We start from the raw sequence: 16,030 nt of genomic DNA, 5'->3' as shown, positions 1-16,030 counted from the left end.
AACATCCAAACCCCTGCCCGACGCAGGGCGGCGACCGACCACCGAAGCAGGCAGGCCGCAGCCAACACGCGCGGGCGAGACTCTCGGGAAGGCGCTACGTGAGTCCCAACGGCTCCGACCTCCCCCGCTGCCTGAAGGGCGCGGGTGGTTCCCCCACGTCGCGGCGCCCGATGCGGCGGAAGCTGCTGCAGGCAATGACCGCGGGCCTGGTCCTGGCGACCGCCACCGGTTGCACATACAAGGACTTCCCCCGCCTTGGTATGCCCACCCCCACCACCGAAGAGGCTCCGCGGATCCTCTCCCTCTGGCAGGGTTCCTGGGCAGCCGCGCTGGCCACCGGCGTGCTGGTGTGGGGCCTGATCCTGTGGAGCACGATCTACCACCGGCGCAGCCGCACCAAGGTCGAAGTTCCTCCGCAGACCCGGTACAACATGCCCATCGAGGCGCTGTACACGGTGGTTCCGCTCGTCATCGTCTCGGTCCTGTTCTACTTCACGGCCCGTGACGAGTCGAAGATCCTCAGCCTCAAGAAGAACCCCGACGTCACCGTCAACGTCGTCGGGTACCAATGGAGCTGGGCCTTCAACTACATCGAGCCCGTCGCGGGCTCCACGGGCGACGCGAAGACCGACAAGAACCTGGACGCGATTCCGACCCGGTTCAAGGACGCCTTCCCGGCGAACGCCGGCGGCGTCTACGACTTCGGGACGCCCGCGACGAAGAACCCGCAGACCGGCAACCCCGGCCCGACCCTCTGGCTCCCCAAGGGCAAGACGGTCCGCTTCGTCCTCACCTCGCGTGACGTCATCCACTCCTTCTGGGTGGTGCCGTTCCTGATGAAGATGGACGTCATCCCGGGCCACACCAACTCCTTCGAGGTGACTCCCAACAAGGAGGGCACCTTCATGGGCAAGTGCGCCGAGCTCTGCGGCGTCGACCACTCCCGGATGCTGTTCAACGTGAAGGTCGTCTCCCCCGAGCGCTACGAGCAGCACCTCAAGGACCTCGCGAAGAAGGGGCAGACCGGTTACGTTCCCGCGGGCATCGAGCAGACCGCCCACGAGAAGGACCGGGAGACGACGAACCTGTGAGCATCCTCAACGAACCTCAGGGTGCCGCCGAAGCAGGGTCCCACTACGCGGACGAACTGCCGGTCCGGCGCCAGAACCGCGGCAGCGTGGTCATCAAGTGGCTCACCACCACTGACCACAAGACGATCGGCACGATGTACCTGGCCACGTCGTTCGCGTTCTTCCTCATCGGCGGCGTGATGGCGCTCTTCATGCGCGCCGAGCTGGCCCGGCCGGGTCTGCAGATCATGTCGAACGAGCAGTTCAACCAGGCGTTCACGATGCACGGCACGATCATGCTGCTGATGTTCGCGACGCCGCTGTTCGCCGGTTTCACCAACTGGATCATGCCGCTGCAGATCGGCGCGCCCGACGTGGCGTTCCCGCGGCTGAACATGTTCGCCTACTGGCTCTACCTGTTCGGCTCGACGATCGCGGTCGGCGGCTTCCTCACCCCCTCGGGTGCGGCCGACTTCGGCTGGTTCGCCTACTCCCCGCTCTCCGACGCCGTCCGCTCCCCGGGCATCGGCGCCGACCTGTGGATCATGGGGCTGGCCTTCTCCGGGTTCGGCACGATCCTCGGTGCGGTCAACTTCATCACCACGATCATCTGCATGCGCGCGCCCGGCATGACCATGTTCCGCATGCCGATCTTCGTGTGGAACGTGCTGCTGACCGCGGTGCTGGTCCTGCTCGCCTTCCCCGTGCTCGCCGCCGCGCTCTTCGCGCTGGAGGCGGATCGGAAATTCGGGGCACACGTCTTCGATGCCGCGAACGGCGGAGCGTTGCTGTGGCAACACCTCTTCTGGTTCTTCGGCCATCCAGAGGTGTACATCATCGCCCTGCCGTTCTTCGGCATCATCTCCGAGGTCATCCCGGTCTTCTCCCGCAAGCCGATGTTCGGCTACATGGGTCTGATCGCGGCGACCATCGCGATCGCGGGTCTGTCCGTGACGGTGTGGGCGCACCACATGTACGTCACCGGCGGTGTGCTGCTGCCGTTCTTCTCCTTCATGACGTTCCTCATCGCCGTACCGACGGGCGTGAAGTTCTTCAACTGGATCGGAACGATGTGGAAGGGGTCACTGAGTTTCGAGACCCCGATGCTCTGGGCCACCGGCTTCCTGATCACCTTCACCTTCGGTGGTCTGACCGGTGTCATCCTGGCCTCGCCCCCGCTGGACTTCCACGTCTCGGACTCGTACTTCGTGGTGGCGCACTTCCACTACGTCGTCTTCGGCACCGTCGTCTTCGCGATGTTCTCCGGCTTCCACTTCTGGTGGCCGAAGTTCACCGGCAAGATGCTCGACGAGCGCCTCGGCAAGATCACGTTCTGGACGCTGTTCATCGGCTTCCACGGCACCTTCCTGGTCCAGCACTGGCTGGGCGCCGAGGGCATGCCGCGTCGTTACGCCGACTACCTGGCGGCCGACGGCTTCACCGCCCTGAACACGATCTCGACGATCAGCTCGTTCGTGCTCGGCCTGTCGATCCTGCCGTTCCTCTACAACGTGTGGAAGACGGCGAAGTACGGCAAGCCGGTCGGCGTCGACGACCCGTGGGGCTACGGCCGCTCGCTCGAGTGGGCGACCTCCTGCCCGCCGCCGCGCCACAACTTCCTCACCCTGCCGCGGATCCGCAGCGAGTCCCCGGCGTTCGACCTTCACCACCCGGAGATCGCCGCTCTCGACCAGCTCGAGAACGCGGGTCACGGTGAGAAGGCCCTCTCCGGTGGCAAGGAGGCCGGCAAGTGAAGATCCAAGGACGGATGTTCGTCTGGCTGAGCTTCTTCATCCTCGTCATGGCGATCGTCTATGGCGTGTGGTCGAAGGAGCCGGCCGGTACCACGGCGCTCTTCCTGGCCTTCGGGCTGTCCATCATGATCGGCTTCTACCTGGGCTTCACGGCCAAGCGGGTGGACGCCGGCGCGCAGGACAACAAGGAGGCCGACGTCGCGGACGACGCCGGCGAGGTCGGGTTCTTCAGCCCGCACAGCTGGCAGCCGCTCGCGCTCGGCTTCGGCGGTGCCCTCGCCTTCCTGTCGGTCGCGATCGGCTGGTGGCTGCTGTACTTCTCGGTGCCGGTGATCCTGGTCGGCCTGTACGGCTGGGTCTTCGAGTACTACCGCGGTGAGAACCGCACGCAGTAGCACGAGCGGAGCTCATCAGGAGCCCGGACACTCCGTCAGGAGCGTCCGGGCTCCTGCGTTTGCCGCAATCCGCGTCCCTCGTACGAGTCACCCGGCGTGCCGTTCTTGACGGGGCTTCCTAGCGTGAAGTCATGAACCACGCACCGCGTACCCGCACCGTCGTCGGCTGCACCCTGCTGGTGATCGCCCTCGGCGCGAGCGCCTCCGCCTGCGGGTCCGACGGGAACCCGCTGGCGGCCACGCCGTACGACGCGGCGGACCAGATCGCCTTCAACGCGCCCACGGGCCACGGGAAGAAGGCCGACCCGGACAAGCCCCTGGAGGTCACCGCCGAGGACGACGACGGGCGCATCACCGACGTCACCGCCACGGACGCCACTGGCCGCCACGTGGCGGGCGAACTCTCCGCCGACGGCACCCGATGGCACAGCACCTCCCCGCTGGCCGCGAACGCCCACTACACGGTCCGGGTGAGCACCGAGGACGACGACGGGGCGCCCGGCCGCAAGGTCCTCGACGTCGACACCAGCAAGCCCGTCGGCAAGAAGCGCCTGAAGGTCACCTTCGGTCCCAAGTCGGGCACGTACGGAGTGGGCCAGCCCATCACCGCCGAACTGGACCAGGCCGTCAAGGACAAGGCGCAGCGGGCTGTCATCGAGCGCGCCCTCAGGGTCGACTCCACACCCGCCGTGCCGGGCGCCTGGTACTGGGTGAACGACAAGGAACTGCACTACCGGCCCAAGGAGTACTGGCCCAGCCACGCCACGATCCAGGTCCGCAGCGACCTGGAGGGCGTCAAGATCGGCGACCGGCTCTGGGGCGGAACGGCCAAGCCCCTCAAGCTGACCACCGGCGACCGCATCATCGCCGTGACGGACGCCTCGTCACACTCGATGAAGGTCTACAAGAACGGCGAGGTCATCAACGAACTCCCGGTCACCACCGGCAAGCCCGGCTTCGAGACCCGCAACGGCGTCAAGGTCGTACTGGGCAAGGAGTACTTCGTACGTATGCGCGGAACCAGTATCGGCATCGCCGAGGGTTCCTCGGACTCGTACGACCTGCCGGTCTACTACGCCACCCGCGTCACCTGGAGCGGCGAGTACGTGCACGCCGCCCCCTGGTCCACCGGCTCCCAGGGCTACGAGAACGTCAGCCACGGCTGCACCGGCATGAGCACCTCGAACGCCGAGTGGTTCTTCGACACCGTCCACGAGGGCGACGTGGTGAAGGTCGTCAACTCGAACGGCGACACCATGGAGACCTTCGGCAACGGCTTCGGCGACTGGAACCTCGCCTGGAAGAAGTGGCGCGACGGCAGCGCCCTGGCCGCCGGCACCCCGGACGCCCCCAGCCCGGACCAGACGGCACGATTGAGGCCGGAGAGCGTCTAGACAGGGGCTCGGTGGACTCCTCAGGGGCGCGGGGAACTGCGCGACCAGCCACAACGGACCCGCAGCCGCCCGCACACCGCGGAACCCGTGCTCCTAGGCGCTCAACGCCTTGCGATCCCGCAACAATGAGGCGAGCGCGGAGGCGAACTCCACCGGATCCACCGGATGCGTCACCGCGGCCTCCGCCCGACTCCACGTCGCCAGCCACGCATCCTGCGGCCGCCCGATCAGCAACAGCACCGGCGGGCAGTCGAACACCTCGTCCTTGATCTGCCGACAGACCCCCATGCCACCCATCGGCACGGCCTCGCCGTCAAGGACGCAGACGTCGATCCCGCCCCTGTCCAGCTCCTTCAGCACCGCCGCAGGCGTGGCGCACTCCAGGAACTCGACCAACGGGACGTCGGGAGCCGGTCGTCGGCCGGCGGCGAGCCGTACCTGCTCGCGGGTGTTGGAATCGTCGCTGTAGACCAGCACCGTGGCGGTCGGCTGCATTGTTCCTCCGTGACGTCAGCGTCGTAAGGACAGGCCCGTTGGGCCGGATGCTACTCCCTTGAACACCACGTCAACACCGGTCCGGAGCAGGGAGACACTCCGAACGGCACCCCCCGGGGTGAGGGCGGGATAAGCGACCGACATAATGTCGGTCGTGGCGACAGCAACGACAGTAGAAACCGGGCACGCGCACCCGTCGGTCAACCGGCCGAACCTCACCAGCGTCGGAACCATCATCTGGCTGAGTTCCGAGCTGATGTTCTTCGCGGCCCTCTTCGCGATGTACTTCACCCTGCGATCGGTGACGGGTCCCGACCACTGGAAGGAAATGGCGTCCAGCCTGAACTTCCCGTTCTCGGCGACGAACACCACGATCCTGGTGCTCTCCTCCCTCACCTGCCAGCTCGGCGTCTTCGCCGCTGAGCGCGGTGACGTGAAGAAGCTCCGGGGCTGGTTCATCATCACCTTCATCATGGGCGCGATCTTCATCGGCGGTCAGATCTTCGAGTACACGGAGCTGGTGAAGAAGGACGGGCTCTCGCTCTCCTCCGATCCGTACGGCTCGGTGTTCTACCTGACCACCGGCTTCCATGGCATGCACGTGACGGGAGGCCTCATCGCGTTCCTGTTCGTCCTCGGGCGTACCTACGCGGCCAAGAGGTTCACCCACGAACAGGCGACCGCGGCCATCGTCGTGTCCTACTACTGGCACTTCGTCGACGTCGTCTGGATCGGCCTCTTCGCCACGATCTACATGATCAAGTAGCCCGGGCCCGCTCCCGACATCGCAAGCATCGACGCAGAAGATCCTGACACCGGGGTAATCCGTGAAAAAGCTCTCCGCACGACGACGCCACCCGCTGGCCGCGCTCGTCGTCCTACTCCTCGCGCTGGCATGCACCGGGGGGCTGTACGCCGTGTTCGCACCCGCGAGCAAGGCGCAGGCAGATGAAACCGCCCAGTCCCTCGCCATTGACGAGGGCAAGAAGCTCTTCGCCGTAGGCTGCGCCAGCTGCCACGGCGCCGGCGGTCAGGGCAGTTCCGACGGTCCCAGCCTCGTGGGCGTGGGCGCCGCGGCCGTCGACTTCCAGGTCGGCACCGGCCGTATGCCGGCCCAGCAGCCGGGCGCGCAGGTTCCGCGCAAGAAGGTCATCTACTCGCAGGCCGAGATCGACCAGCTGGCCGCGTACATCTCCTCGCTGGGCGCGGGTCCGACGATCCCGACCGCGGCGCAGTACGGCCCCGACGGCGCCGACATCGCCAAGGGTGGCGAGCTGTTCCGTGACAACTGCACGCAGTGCCACAACTTCACCGGCAAGGGTGGAGCGCTGACGCACGGCAAGTTCGCGCCGAGCCTTGACGGCGTCGACCCGAAGCACATCTACGAGGCCATGCAGACCGGCCCGCAGAACATGCCGTCGTTCCCCGACACCACGCTGTCGGAGCAGAACAAGAAGGACATCATCGCGTACCTGAACGCGGTCAACGGCGACGACACCGTGAGCCCCGGCGGTCTTGAGCTGGGCGGTCTCGGCCCGGTCTCCGAAGGCCTGTTCGGCTGGATCTTCGGCCTCGGCGCGCTGATCGCGGTCGCCATCTGGGTCGCCGCTCGGACCGCAAAGGCCAAGAAGTCATGAGTAGCCAAGACATTCCAGAAGAGAACCTGCCCGCTGAGCAGGACGCGCACGGCGCGGTAGGCGTCGCGGACGACAAGAACCCGTTCGCGGACCCAGGGCTGCCGCCCCACGAGCACCGGGTGCAGGACATCGACGAGCTGGCCGCCAAGCGGTCCGAGCGCACGGTGGCCATGCTCTTCACGGTCTCGATGCTCGCCACGGTCGGGTTCATCGCCTCCTACGTGGGCATCCCCCACGACAAGGCGATCTTCGTCTTCCCGATCGGGCACATCAACGCGCTGAACTTCGCGCTGGGCCTGACCCTCGGTCTCGCCCTGTTCTCGATCGGCGCGGGGGCGGTCCACTGGGCCCGCACCCTGATGTCCGACGAGGAGATCGCCGACGAGCGTCACCCGATCGAGGCGTCGCCCGAGGTCCGCGCGAAGGTCCACGCGGACTTCAAGCAGGGCGCCAAGGAGTCGGCGCTCGGCCGTCGCAAGCTGATCCGCAACACGATGTTCGGCGCGCTGGCCCTGTTCCCGCTCTCCGGCGTCATGCTGCTGCGCGACCTCGGCCCGCTGCCCGGCACCAAGCTCCGCCACACCCTGTGGTCCAAGGGCAAGCTGCTGGTCAACGTGAACACCGACCAGCCGCTGCGTGCCTCCGACATCGCGGTCGGCTCGCTGACCTTCGCCAGGCCCGAGGGCCTGGAGGAGCACGACGAGGACTTCCAGACCGAGATCGCCAAGGCCGCCCTGATGATCGTCCGCATCCAGCCGGACAACATCAAGGACAAGCGCGAGCTCGAGTGGTCGCACGAGGGAATCGTCGCGTACTCGAAGATCTGCACCCACGTCGGTTGCCCGATCTCCCTGTACGAGCAGCAGACGCACCACGTGCTCTGCCCCTGCCACCAGTCCACCTTCGACCTCTCCGACGGCGCCCGGGTGATCTTCGGCCCCGCCGGTCACGCCCTGCCGCAGCTGCGGATCGGCGTGAACGAGGAGGGCTACCTTCAAGCGCTCGGCGACTTCGAAGAGCCCGTCGGCCCTGCATTCTGGGAGCGCGGATGAGCACTACGACCTCCACCGACTCGCGCTCGCGCGAGAAGGCCCCGGCCGGCGAGCGCGTCGCCGACTGGGCCGACGGACGGCTCGGGATCTACTCCCTCGCCAAGTCCAACATGCGCAAGATCTTCCCCGACCACTGGTCGTTCATGCTGGGCGAGATCTGCATGTACAGCTTCATCATCATCATCCTCACGGGTGTGTACCTGACGCTGTTCTTCCACCCGTCGATGAACGAGGTGGAGTACCACGGCAGCTACGTCCCGCTGCAGGGACAGCTGATGTCCGAGGCGTTCAACTCGACCATGCACATCTCCTTCGATGTGCGCGGTGGTCTGCTGATCCGGCAGATCCACCACTGGGCGGCGCTGATCTTCCTCGCCGGCATGTTCGTGCACATGATGCGGGTGTTCTTCACGGGCGCGTTCCGCAAGCCGCGTGAGGTCAACTGGCTGTTCGGCTTCCTGCTGTTCGTCCTCGGCATGTTCACCGGCTTCACCGGTTACTCGCTCCCGGACGACCTGCTCTCCGGCACCGGTGTCCGCTTCATGGAGGGCGCGGTCCTGTCCGTGCCGATCGTCGGCACGTACCTGTCGTTCTTCCTGTTCGGCGGCGAGTTCCCGGGCGGCGACTTCGTGGCCCGCTTCTACTCGATCCACGTCCTGCTGCTGCCGGGCATCATGCTCGGCCTGATGGTGGCGCACCTGATCCTGGTCTTCTACCACAAGCACACGCAGTTCGCGGGCCCCGGCAAGACCAACAACAACGTGGTCGGCATGCCGCTGCTGCCGGTCTACATGGCCAAGGCCGGAGGCTTCTTCTTCCTGGTCTTCGGTGTCATCGCGGCCATCGCGGCGATCGCCTCCATCAACCCGATCTGGGCGATGGGCCCCTACCGTCCCGACCAGGTGTCCACGGGCGCCCAGCCGGACTGGTACATGGGCTTCTCCGAGGGCCTGATCCGTGTCATGCCGGGCTGGGAGATCAACTTCTGGGGTCACACGCTGGTCCTGGGCGTGTTCATCCCGCTGGTCATCTTCCCGCTGGTCCTGGTCGCGATCGCGGTCTACCCGTTCATCGAGTCCTGGGTCACCGGCGACAAGCGCGAGCACCACATCCTGGACCGCCCGCGCAACGCCCCGACGCGTACGGCCTTCGGTGTCGCGTGGATCACCTGGTACCTGGTGCTGCTGATCGGTGGTGGAAACGACCTCTGGGCCACCCACTTCCACCTGTCGATCAACGCCATCACCTGGTTCGTCCGGGTCGCGTTCTTCGTCGCCCCGGTCCTCGCGTTCATCGCCACCAAGCGGATCTGCCTCGGCCTCCAGCGCCGCGACAAGGACAAGGTGCTGCACGGCCGCGAGTCCGGCATCATCAAGCGCCTGCCGCACGGTGAGTTCGTCGAGGTCCACGAGCCGCTCAGCCAGGAGCAGCTGCACACGCTCACGGCGCACGAGCAGTACGAGCCGGCCGCGATCGGCGCCACGGTCGACGAGAACGGCGTCGAGCGCAAGGTGAAGGGTTCCGAGAAGCTGCGCGCCAAGCTGAGCGAGGCGTACTACGGCGAGGAAGCCCAGATCGCCAAGCCGACCGTCGAGGAGTACAAGGAGATCACGAGCGGCCACGGCCACCACTGATCGCTGCCCTCGCCACACGAGGCAGAAGGGCCCCGTCCGAACACCGGACGGGGCCCTTCGCCGTGCACCGGGCTGGATAGGGTGGGGGCAGACTTCCCCACGACATCTGGAGCGGCCCCATGAGCGCTGTGACCCCCGCTGGAGGCGACACCGCGGCGGGCCGTTCCTGGCCCGCCCTCCTCAACGGCCTGCTGGACGGCCGTGATCTGTCCGCCGACGACACCGCCTGGGCGATGGACCTGATCATGCGTGGCGAGGCGACGGACGCGCAGATCGCCGGGTTCGCCGTGGCGCTGCGCGCCAAGGGCGAGACCGTCGAGGAGATCACCGGGCTGGTCCGGACGATGTACGAGCACGCGAACGTCATCGAGGTGCCGGGCCGGACGGTCGACATCGTCGGCACCGGCGGCGACGGCGCGAAGACGGTGAACATCTCCACGATGTCGTCGATCGTCATCGCCGGCACCGGCGCGAAGGTCGTCAAGCACGGCAACCGGGCCGCCTCCTCGGCGTCCGGCGCCTCGGACGTCCTGGAGAAGCTCGGCGTCAATCTGGAGCTGACGCCGAAGCGGGTGGCCGAGGTGGCGGAAGAGGCCGGGATCACTTTCTGCTTCGCGATCAAGTTCCATCCGGCGTTGCGTCATGTGGCCGCCGCACGCGGGCAGTTGGGGATCCGGACCACCTTCAACGCGCTGGGTCCGCTGACCAACCCGGCCAGGGTGAAGGCTCAGGCCGTGGGAGTCGCCGACCCCCGTCTGGCACCGCTCATCGCCGGTGTCCTGGCCGAGCGTGGCAACTCCTCCCTCGTCTTCCGCGGCGACGACGGCTTCGACGAGCTGACCACCACGTCCACGTCCCGGGTGTGGATCGTGCGCGACGGCAAGGTCACCGAGGAGAGCTTCGACCCGCGGGACGTCGGCCTCGAACTGGTCCCGGTGGAGGCGCTGCGGGGCGCGGACCCCTCCTACAACGCCGACGTGGCGCTGCGGCTGCTGGACGGCGAGACGGGGCCCGTGCGGGACGCCGTACTCCTGAACTCGGCGGCCGCGCTGGTGGCTCTGGATCCCGGTACCGGGACGCTGGCCGAGCAGTTGCGGGCCGGGATGGACAGGGCCGCGGAGTCGATCGACTCGGGTGCGGCCAAGCGGACGCTGGAGCGTTGGGTGGCCGCGAGCAACGCGTAGCAGGGCGTCGCGGTCCCGTAGTCCGGACACGGGTTGCGGGACCGCGATCAGTTCCCGTACGTTTCTGTACCAGGTCATGAGTGACAGTCATGAGGCCCCGGCCGACTGTCCGGCAACCCTCCGTCCGTGGCGGGGTGCCCCGGGTGAAGACCAGGCCGTAGGCAGTGAGGTCTACGGCAAGCGCGGGCCCCTCTCGACACCAGGGGTCCTGGTCGTTCGAGGGAGTCTTCCGTGAGCAATCGAATGCGATAGGGCCGCGAGCCCCGCTTCCGCGCACCCATCTCACCTTTCTCTTGTCACGGGAGTTCCCCATGTCCGTCTCCACCGCTGCCTCCGTCCAGACCATTTGTGCCCAGCTGCCCGTTCTGGGTCGGGATGTCACCGTCCCGCTCGTCACGGGCGGCGTGGTCACCTACGCGGCGCTCGACTACGCGGCCAGCGCCCCGGCCCTCCAGCGCGTCTGGGACGACGTGGCGGCCTACGCGCCCTACTACGGCAGCGTCCACCGCGGTGCCGGCTACCTCTCCCAGCTGTCGACCGACCTCTTCGAGAACGCCCGTAAGACCGTCGCCGAGTTCCTCGACTGCCGCGACGACGACCAGCTGGTCTTCACCCGGTCGACCACCGACTCGCTCAACCTCCTCGCCGCCGCCCTGCCCGCTGACTGCCAGGTCTTCGTCTTCGAGACCGAGCACCACGCGAGCCTGCTGCCCTGGCAGGACGCCCGCGTCAGCTACCTCGACGCCCCGCGCACCCCGCGACAGGCCGTCGAGACCCTGCAGAAGGCCCTCGCCGCCCGTGACCCCCAAGGCCCGGCCCTGGTCTGCGTCACCGGCGCCTCCAACGTCACCGGCGAGCTGTGGCCGGTCCGCGAACTGGCCGCCGCCGCCCACGCGCACGGCGCCCGGATCGTCCTCGACGCCGCCCAGCTCGCCCCGCACCACCCCGTGAGCGTCCGTGACCTCGACGTCGACTGGATCGCCTTCTCCGGCCACAAGCTCTACGCCCCCTTCGGCTCCGGAGTCCTCGCCGGCCGCGCCGACTGGTTGAAGGCCGCCGACCCCTACCTCGCGGGCGGCGGCGCCAGCCGCAAGGTCACCCGGCGCGAGGACGGGGGAGTGGACGTGGAGTGGCACGAGAGCGCCGCCCGCCACGAGGCCGGGTCCCCGAACGTCATCGGCGCCTACTCCATCGCGTCGGCCTGCAAGGCGCTCACCGAGGCCGGCTTCGACAGCCTGGTGGCCCGCGAGCAGTACCTGATCTCCAAGGTTCGTGAAGGACTGGAAGAGGTCCCCGAGGTCCGCGTGCTGTCCCTCTTCGGCGACGACGCCCCCCGCGTCGGCGTGATCTCCTTCGTCGTCGAGGGCTGGAACAGCTCCCACTTCGCCGCCGCCCTGTCCGCCGAGTACGGCATCGGCGTCCGCGACGGCCTCTTCTGCGCCCACCCCCTCCTGCGCACCCTCCTCGGCAGCGACCCGCAGGCCCAGGGTGAGTGCGGGGCCCCCGAGGCGGCGCCCGGCGAGAAGTCCCTCAACGCGATCCGGGTGAGCTTCGGCGCGGGCACGCCCGACGAGCACGTGGAGCGGTTCGTGCAGGCCGTGAAGGAACTGGTCGCGGACGGTGCGAAGTGGACGTACCGCACCGAGGACGGCCGCTGCGTCCCGGCCGTCTGACGTACTGACGTCCGGCGCGCGTATACGCTCCCCCTCGGCAGCCGTACGGAATGCAGGGGGAGCCTGGGGTGCAGGAGCTGCGCGAGACGGACCCGCGGACCATCGGGCCCTACGAGGTCCTGGGCAGACTCGGGTCCGGCGGCATGGGCGAGGTGTATCTCGCCGAGGCGCGGGGCGGGCTGCGGCTGGCCGTGAAGGTCGTACGGGCCGAGCACGCCGAGGACCGCACCTTCCGCGCCCGGTTCCGGCACGAGGTGCGGGCCGCGCAGACCGTCGGCGGGGCGGGCACGTACACCGCGCGGGTCGTGGACGCGGACACCGAGGCCGCGCGGCCGTGGATGGCCACCGAGTTCGTGCAGGGCCCCAACCTGCGGGACGCGGTGCTCGACCGGGGACCGCTGCCCGCGGACGCGGTACGGCTGCTGGCGGCCGCGCTCGCCGAGGCGCTCGCCGCGATCCACGCCAAGGGGCTGGTCCACCGGGACCTCAAGCCCTCCAACATCCTGCTCTCGCCGGACGGGCCGCGGGTCATCGACTTCGGGATCGTGCGGGCCCTGGAGGGCACCGCGCTGACCCGGACCGGCGTGGTCGTCGGCTCGGTCGGCTATCTCTCGCCCGAGCAGATCCGCAACGGCGCCCAGGTGGTGCCGGCCAGTGACGTCTTCTCCCTGGGCGCGGTCCTCGCGTACGCGTCCGGCGGGAAGGAACCGTTCGGCGAGGGGCAGGACTCGGTCGTTCTGCTGCGGATCCTGACCGGCGACGTCGACCTGTCCGCCGTACCGGAGGAACAGCTGCAGTTGGTGGAGTCCTGCCTGCGGGACGATCCCGGCGCGCGGCCGACGACCACGGAACTGGTCGCGGCCGCGGGGCACACCGCGGGATCCCTGCGCGAGGAACTGCGGGCGGGGTGGTGGTACGCCCCCGGTGCCGTGAAGGAGCCCGAGGCCGCTCAGGGCGGTGCGCGCTGGGTTCCCGGGCACGACTCGGGGGAGCGGGAGAGCCGGGTCGAGTACGTGGCGCCCGTGACCGTCACGGACGTTCCCGCGGTCACCCACGTCTCGCCGACGCCCGTCCCGCCGTCCCGGCGCCGGCTGCTGCGGGCCGTGGCGGGCGGTGCCGGGGTCGTGGCGGCCGGTGGCGTGGGCGGGTGGCTGTGGCTGCGGGACTCGTCGGACTCCGTCGAGGGCGGGGCGGGCGCGGCCGGTGCGGGGATCTCGAAGGGCACGCCCGCGACGGGCTGGCAGTACAAGGTCCAGGGGCTCGGCGGGCGGCGCGGCCCCTGCGCCGCGCTCTCGCCGGACGGCACGCGGGTGTACGTCGGCGGCGCGGACCGCTCACTGCACGCGCTGGACCTGGACGGGCGGACCGTGTGGCACACCGCGCTGGGCACCGAGACCATGTCCCCGCTCGCCACCACCCAGGGCGTGTACTGCCTGCTGGAGGACGACCAGGAGGGCGCCTCCAAGTTGTGCGCGCTCGGCAGGGGCGGCAAGGTCCGCTGGACCAGGGCGTTCGCTGCGAACAGCCAGTACCTGGTCACCGCCGGGCAACTCATCCTGGTGTCCTACGGCAACGGTTCGGACGCGGGCGGGGTGCGGGCCTACGCCCCCGACGGCAGCGTGCGCTGGTCCACGCCGACCGGCCCGGCGCCCACCAGCGAGCCCATGGTGGCGGACGGGGTGGTGTACGTCGGCACGTTCGGGGACCAGGTGCAGGCGCTGGACGCGAAGACCGGTGAGCGACTGTGGGCCACGAAGGCCGGACTCGACACGGGGCGGCCCGCACTGGTCGGCGGCACCCTGATGGTCGGATCCGGCGGCGAGCAGATGCTGCACGGCCTCAGCCGCACGGGCAAGCTGCTGTGGGACTCGAACAACAACAAGGTGTACGGCAGCCGCTACTTCACCTGCGTGCCCTTCGGCAGCCTGGGCGTCACCGCGTCCGACTACGAACTGGTCGCCCTGGACCCCGCCGACGGATCGACGGCGTGGTCCTTCCAGTTCACCGACGAGGGCAGCCAGTACTGCAACCCGACGGTCGCCGGCGACACCGTCTACGTACGCCGCGGCTCGACGCTCTACGGGATCGACCGCAAGGGCAGGCAGACCTGGCACAGGCGCGTCGAGGGCGGGGCGTCCGTCGGGACCCAGAGCCCGGTCGTCCGGGGCGGCCGCGTGTACGTCGCGACCGCCGACGGCATCACCGTGCTCGCGCTCGACTCCTAGTCAGCCGTCGAGGCCGATCGCGAACGCGGCCTCCAGGTCGTGCTGGGAGTACGTGCGGAACGCCACGTGGGTGTCCGTGCCCTCCACGCCCGGGATCTTGCTGATGCTGCCGGGGATGACCTCCGCGAGGTCCTCGTGCTGCTTCACCCGGACCATCGCGATCAGGTCATAGGTGCCCGTGACGGAGAAGACCTCGCTCACGGAGTCCAGTGCGGCGATCCGCTCCGCGATCTCGGGGATCCGGTCCACGCTGGTCTTGATGAGGACGATCGCGGTGATCACGGCTGGTTCTCTCCCTCGGGGGGCTGGTGGCAGGGCCCTCACCCTACTCGCGGTCCAGCCGGCCCTGTTTTTCTGCCGGGGGTCCGGCCCGCCGCGAAGCGGCCGACGCGTGCCGCGTCCCCCGGGAAGACACAGCAGTGGTACGGCCGAATCGCACCCAGGCGAAGACCAGGCCCAGGCCGAAGCCCACCAGGTGGGCCAGATAGGCCACCCCGGGGCCGTCGGAGGCCCGGCCCGCCGCCAGCCATTGCAGGGTCACCCAGAAGGGCAGGACGACCCAGGCGGGGAAGCGCAGCGGGAGGAAGAAGAGGAACGGCAGGAGACTGGTCACCCGGGCCCCGGGGAACAGGTACAGGAACGCTCCGAGGATCGCGGAGATCGCCCCGGAGGCGCCGACCAGGGACTGCTCGGAGCCGGCGTTGGCGGCCGCGTAGCCGACGAGCGCGAGATAGCCGCAGCCGAGGTAGAAGAGGAGGAACTGCGCCCGGCCCATCCGTTCCTCGGTCATCACCCCGAAGACGTACAGGAAGAGCATGTTGCCCAGCAGGTGCACCCAGCTGCCGTGGATGAACAGGGCGGTGGCCGGGGTGAGGGCGGCGCCGGGGGAGCCCTGGAAGAGCTCGGCGGGGACCACGCCCCAGCGGTGGAAGTAGGCCTGCTGGGCGGCCAGGAGCGCGTCGCCGGAGCCGTACGACGGATTGAGGCCCGAGGCGGGGCCGGCCAGGAAGATCAGGCAGCACAGGGCGATCAGGCCGTAGGTGACCGGTGCCGGCCCCCACAGCGACCCGCTTGCTCCACCGACTGTCACCCTCCGGTTGCTGATCATGAACACAGAGCATGACGTAACGGGACGCAACCGAACAGACCGCCTCGCCGCCGTGGACGCCCGAGCGGCGAGTACCCGCCAGGCCTTAGGGTTACGAGCCACACACCGGGGACCCCGGTGTGGCGCGGACAATAGAAGGCCTAGAAGGAAAGAGCACAGCCACGATGACGGTTCCTCTCCCGACCGCCTCGACGCGGTGGCGCTGCACCCTCTGCGGCAACCTCACGCGCTTCGACGTGACCCGCTCGTCGAAGATGGTCGAGTACGTCCACCTCGACCTGGCCGGAGAACCGAAGGTCGAGGAGCGCGAGGTGGTCAGTGAGACCATCGAGTCGGTGCGGTGCCGCTGGTGCAACGCCGTGGATCAGGTCGAACTCGTGGACAGGCCGGGCGCCGACTCCTGAGCGGA

At 68.7% G+C, this 16,030-nt stretch carries 15 protein-coding genes and 1 riboswitch; of the genes, 12 read left to right on the top strand and 3 right to left on the bottom strand.

The features are described from left to right. The first annotated feature begins 98 nt into the window (after window positions 1-98). The 4 genes from coxB to ACFYRX_RS31795 all read left to right on the top strand — a co-directional run bounded on the left by coxB (window position 99) and on the right by ACFYRX_RS31795 (window position 4,613). Window positions 99-1,091 carry a cytochrome c oxidase subunit II gene (gene coxB, locus ACFYRX_RS31810; protein ID WP_389107112.1) on the top strand — a complete coding sequence of 331 codons (993 nt, stop codon included), beginning with the start codon at window positions 99-101 and terminating at the stop codon, window positions 1,089-1,091. Further along, on the top strand, window positions 1,088-2,824 hold the full coding sequence (gene ctaD / locus ACFYRX_RS31805) for a cytochrome c oxidase subunit I (RefSeq protein ID WP_389107110.1): 1,737 nt from the start codon (window positions 1,088-1,090) through the stop codon (window positions 2,822-2,824). The genes coxB and ctaD overlap by 4 nt, the downstream gene beginning before the upstream one ends. Continuing rightward, window positions 2,821-3,219: a cytochrome c oxidase subunit 4 gene (locus ACFYRX_RS31800; RefSeq protein ID WP_389107107.1), complete on the top strand. Its 399-nt coding sequence runs from the start codon at window positions 2,821-2,823 to the stop codon at window positions 3,217-3,219. The genes ctaD and ACFYRX_RS31800 overlap by 4 nt, the downstream gene beginning before the upstream one ends. A 131-nt stretch (window positions 3,220-3,350) precedes the next feature. Next, on the top strand, window positions 3,351-4,613 hold the full coding sequence (locus tag ACFYRX_RS31795) for an Ig-like domain-containing protein (RefSeq protein ID WP_389107104.1): 1,263 nt from the start codon (window positions 3,351-3,353) through the stop codon (window positions 4,611-4,613). 93 nt (window positions 4,614-4,706) lie between these two features. Here the strand turns inward: ACFYRX_RS31795 and ACFYRX_RS31790 are convergent, their stop codons facing one another. Next, window positions 4,707-5,108: a hypothetical protein gene (locus ACFYRX_RS31790; protein ID WP_389107101.1), complete on the bottom strand. Its 402-nt coding sequence runs from the start codon at window positions 5,106-5,108 to the stop codon at window positions 4,707-4,709. Window positions 5,109-5,253: 145 nt separating this feature from the next. Here ACFYRX_RS31790 and ACFYRX_RS31785 point away from each other — a divergent pair, with 145 nt between their 5' ends. From ACFYRX_RS31785 to ACFYRX_RS31755, 7 genes are all read left to right on the top strand, one after another. After that, entirely contained in the window at window positions 5,254-5,874 is a 621-nt protein-coding gene (locus ACFYRX_RS31785; protein WP_266565888.1) for a heme-copper oxidase subunit III, read from the top strand. Window positions 5,875-5,935: 61 nt separating this feature from the next. After that, window positions 5,936-6,745, top strand: a complete 810-nt coding sequence (locus ACFYRX_RS31780; RefSeq protein ID WP_389107098.1) for a c-type cytochrome — start codon at window positions 5,936-5,938, stop codon at window positions 6,743-6,745. Continuing rightward, window positions 6,742-7,797 carry a Rieske 2Fe-2S domain-containing protein gene (locus ACFYRX_RS31775; RefSeq protein WP_389107095.1) on the top strand — a complete coding sequence of 352 codons (1,056 nt, stop codon included), beginning with the start codon at window positions 6,742-6,744 and terminating at the stop codon, window positions 7,795-7,797. The genes ACFYRX_RS31780 and ACFYRX_RS31775 overlap by 4 nt, the downstream gene beginning before the upstream one ends. Beyond that, a complete protein-coding gene (locus ACFYRX_RS31770; RefSeq protein WP_389107092.1) occupies window positions 7,794-9,431 on the top strand; it encodes a cytochrome bc complex cytochrome b subunit in 1,638 nt (545 codons plus the stop codon). Before ACFYRX_RS31775 ends, ACFYRX_RS31770 begins: the two co-directional genes overlap by 4 nt. A gap of 119 nt (window positions 9,432-9,550) precedes the next feature. Further along, a complete protein-coding gene (trpD, locus tag ACFYRX_RS31765; protein WP_389107089.1) occupies window positions 9,551-10,615 on the top strand; it encodes an anthranilate phosphoribosyltransferase in 1,065 nt (354 codons plus the stop codon). Between the two features lie 72 nt (window positions 10,616-10,687). Further along, a riboswitch (SAM riboswitch) is annotated at window positions 10,688-10,804 on the top strand. A gap of 122 nt (window positions 10,805-10,926) precedes the next feature. Then, entirely contained in the window at window positions 10,927-12,288 is a 1,362-nt protein-coding gene (locus ACFYRX_RS31760) for an aminotransferase class V-fold PLP-dependent enzyme (RefSeq protein WP_389107087.1), read from the top strand. A 68-nt stretch (window positions 12,289-12,356) separates the two neighbouring features. Next, on the top strand, window positions 12,357-14,513 hold the full coding sequence (locus ACFYRX_RS31755; RefSeq protein WP_389107085.1) for a PQQ-binding-like beta-propeller repeat protein: 2,157 nt from the start codon (window positions 12,357-12,359) through the stop codon (window positions 14,511-14,513). On the opposite strand, the gene ACFYRX_RS31750 is transcribed toward ACFYRX_RS31755, so the two are convergent. Beyond that, window positions 14,514-14,795 carry an Lrp/AsnC family transcriptional regulator gene (locus ACFYRX_RS31750; protein WP_306982661.1) on the bottom strand — a complete coding sequence of 94 codons (282 nt, stop codon included), beginning with the start codon at window positions 14,793-14,795 and terminating at the stop codon, window positions 14,514-14,516. Between the two features lie 43 nt (window positions 14,796-14,838). Further along, the gene (locus tag ACFYRX_RS31745) at window positions 14,839-15,621 is read right to left on the bottom strand and encodes a rhomboid family intramembrane serine protease (RefSeq protein ID WP_389107082.1); all 783 of its coding nucleotides are present in this window, start codon (window positions 15,619-15,621) and stop codon (window positions 14,839-14,841) included. A 164-nt stretch (window positions 15,622-15,785) separates the two neighbouring features. On the opposite strand from ACFYRX_RS31745, the gene ACFYRX_RS31740 reads away from it, so the two are divergent. After that, entirely contained in the window at window positions 15,786-16,025 is a 240-nt protein-coding gene (locus ACFYRX_RS31740; protein WP_389107080.1) for a hypothetical protein, read from the top strand. Window positions 16,026-16,030 lie beyond the last annotated feature (5 nt).

Source organism: Streptomyces sp. NPDC005374 (assembly GCF_042872225.1).
In the GTDB taxonomy this organism is placed as follows: domain Bacteria; phylum Actinomycetota; class Actinomycetes; order Streptomycetales; family Streptomycetaceae; genus Streptomyces.
Note: the sequence above shows the minus strand (reverse complement) of the source record. Positions and strands in the feature narration are given on the sequence as shown.

What these genes read in the sequence shown, in the direction of transcription:
- ACFYRX_RS31775 (WP_389107095.1), top strand. Translation starts at nt 6,742, where the DNA reads ATGAGTAGCCAAGACATTCCAGAAGAGAACCTGCCCGCTGAGCAGGAC.
- ACFYRX_RS31790 (WP_389107101.1), bottom strand. Translation starts at nt 5,108, where the DNA reads ATGCAGCCGACCGCCACGGTGCTGGTCTACAGCGACGATTCCAACACC.
- ACFYRX_RS31785 (WP_266565888.1), top strand. Translation starts at nt 5,254, where the DNA reads ATGTCGGTCGTGGCGACAGCAACGACAGTAGAAACCGGGCACGCGCAC.
- ACFYRX_RS31745 (WP_389107082.1), bottom strand. Translation starts at nt 15,621, where the DNA reads ATGATCAGCAACCGGAGGGTGACAGTCGGTGGAGCAAGCGGGTCGCTG.
- ACFYRX_RS31795 (WP_389107104.1), top strand. Translation starts at nt 3,351, where the DNA reads ATGAACCACGCACCGCGTACCCGCACCGTCGTCGGCTGCACCCTGCTG.
- ACFYRX_RS31740 (WP_389107080.1), top strand. Translation starts at nt 15,786, where the DNA reads ATGACGGTTCCTCTCCCGACCGCCTCGACGCGGTGGCGCTGCACCCTC.
- trpD (WP_389107089.1), top strand. Translation starts at nt 9,551, where the DNA reads ATGAGCGCTGTGACCCCCGCTGGAGGCGACACCGCGGCGGGCCGTTCC.
- ACFYRX_RS31770 (WP_389107092.1), top strand. Translation starts at nt 7,794, where the DNA reads ATGAGCACTACGACCTCCACCGACTCGCGCTCGCGCGAGAAGGCCCCG.
- ACFYRX_RS31760 (WP_389107087.1), top strand. Translation starts at nt 10,927, where the DNA reads ATGTCCGTCTCCACCGCTGCCTCCGTCCAGACCATTTGTGCCCAGCTG.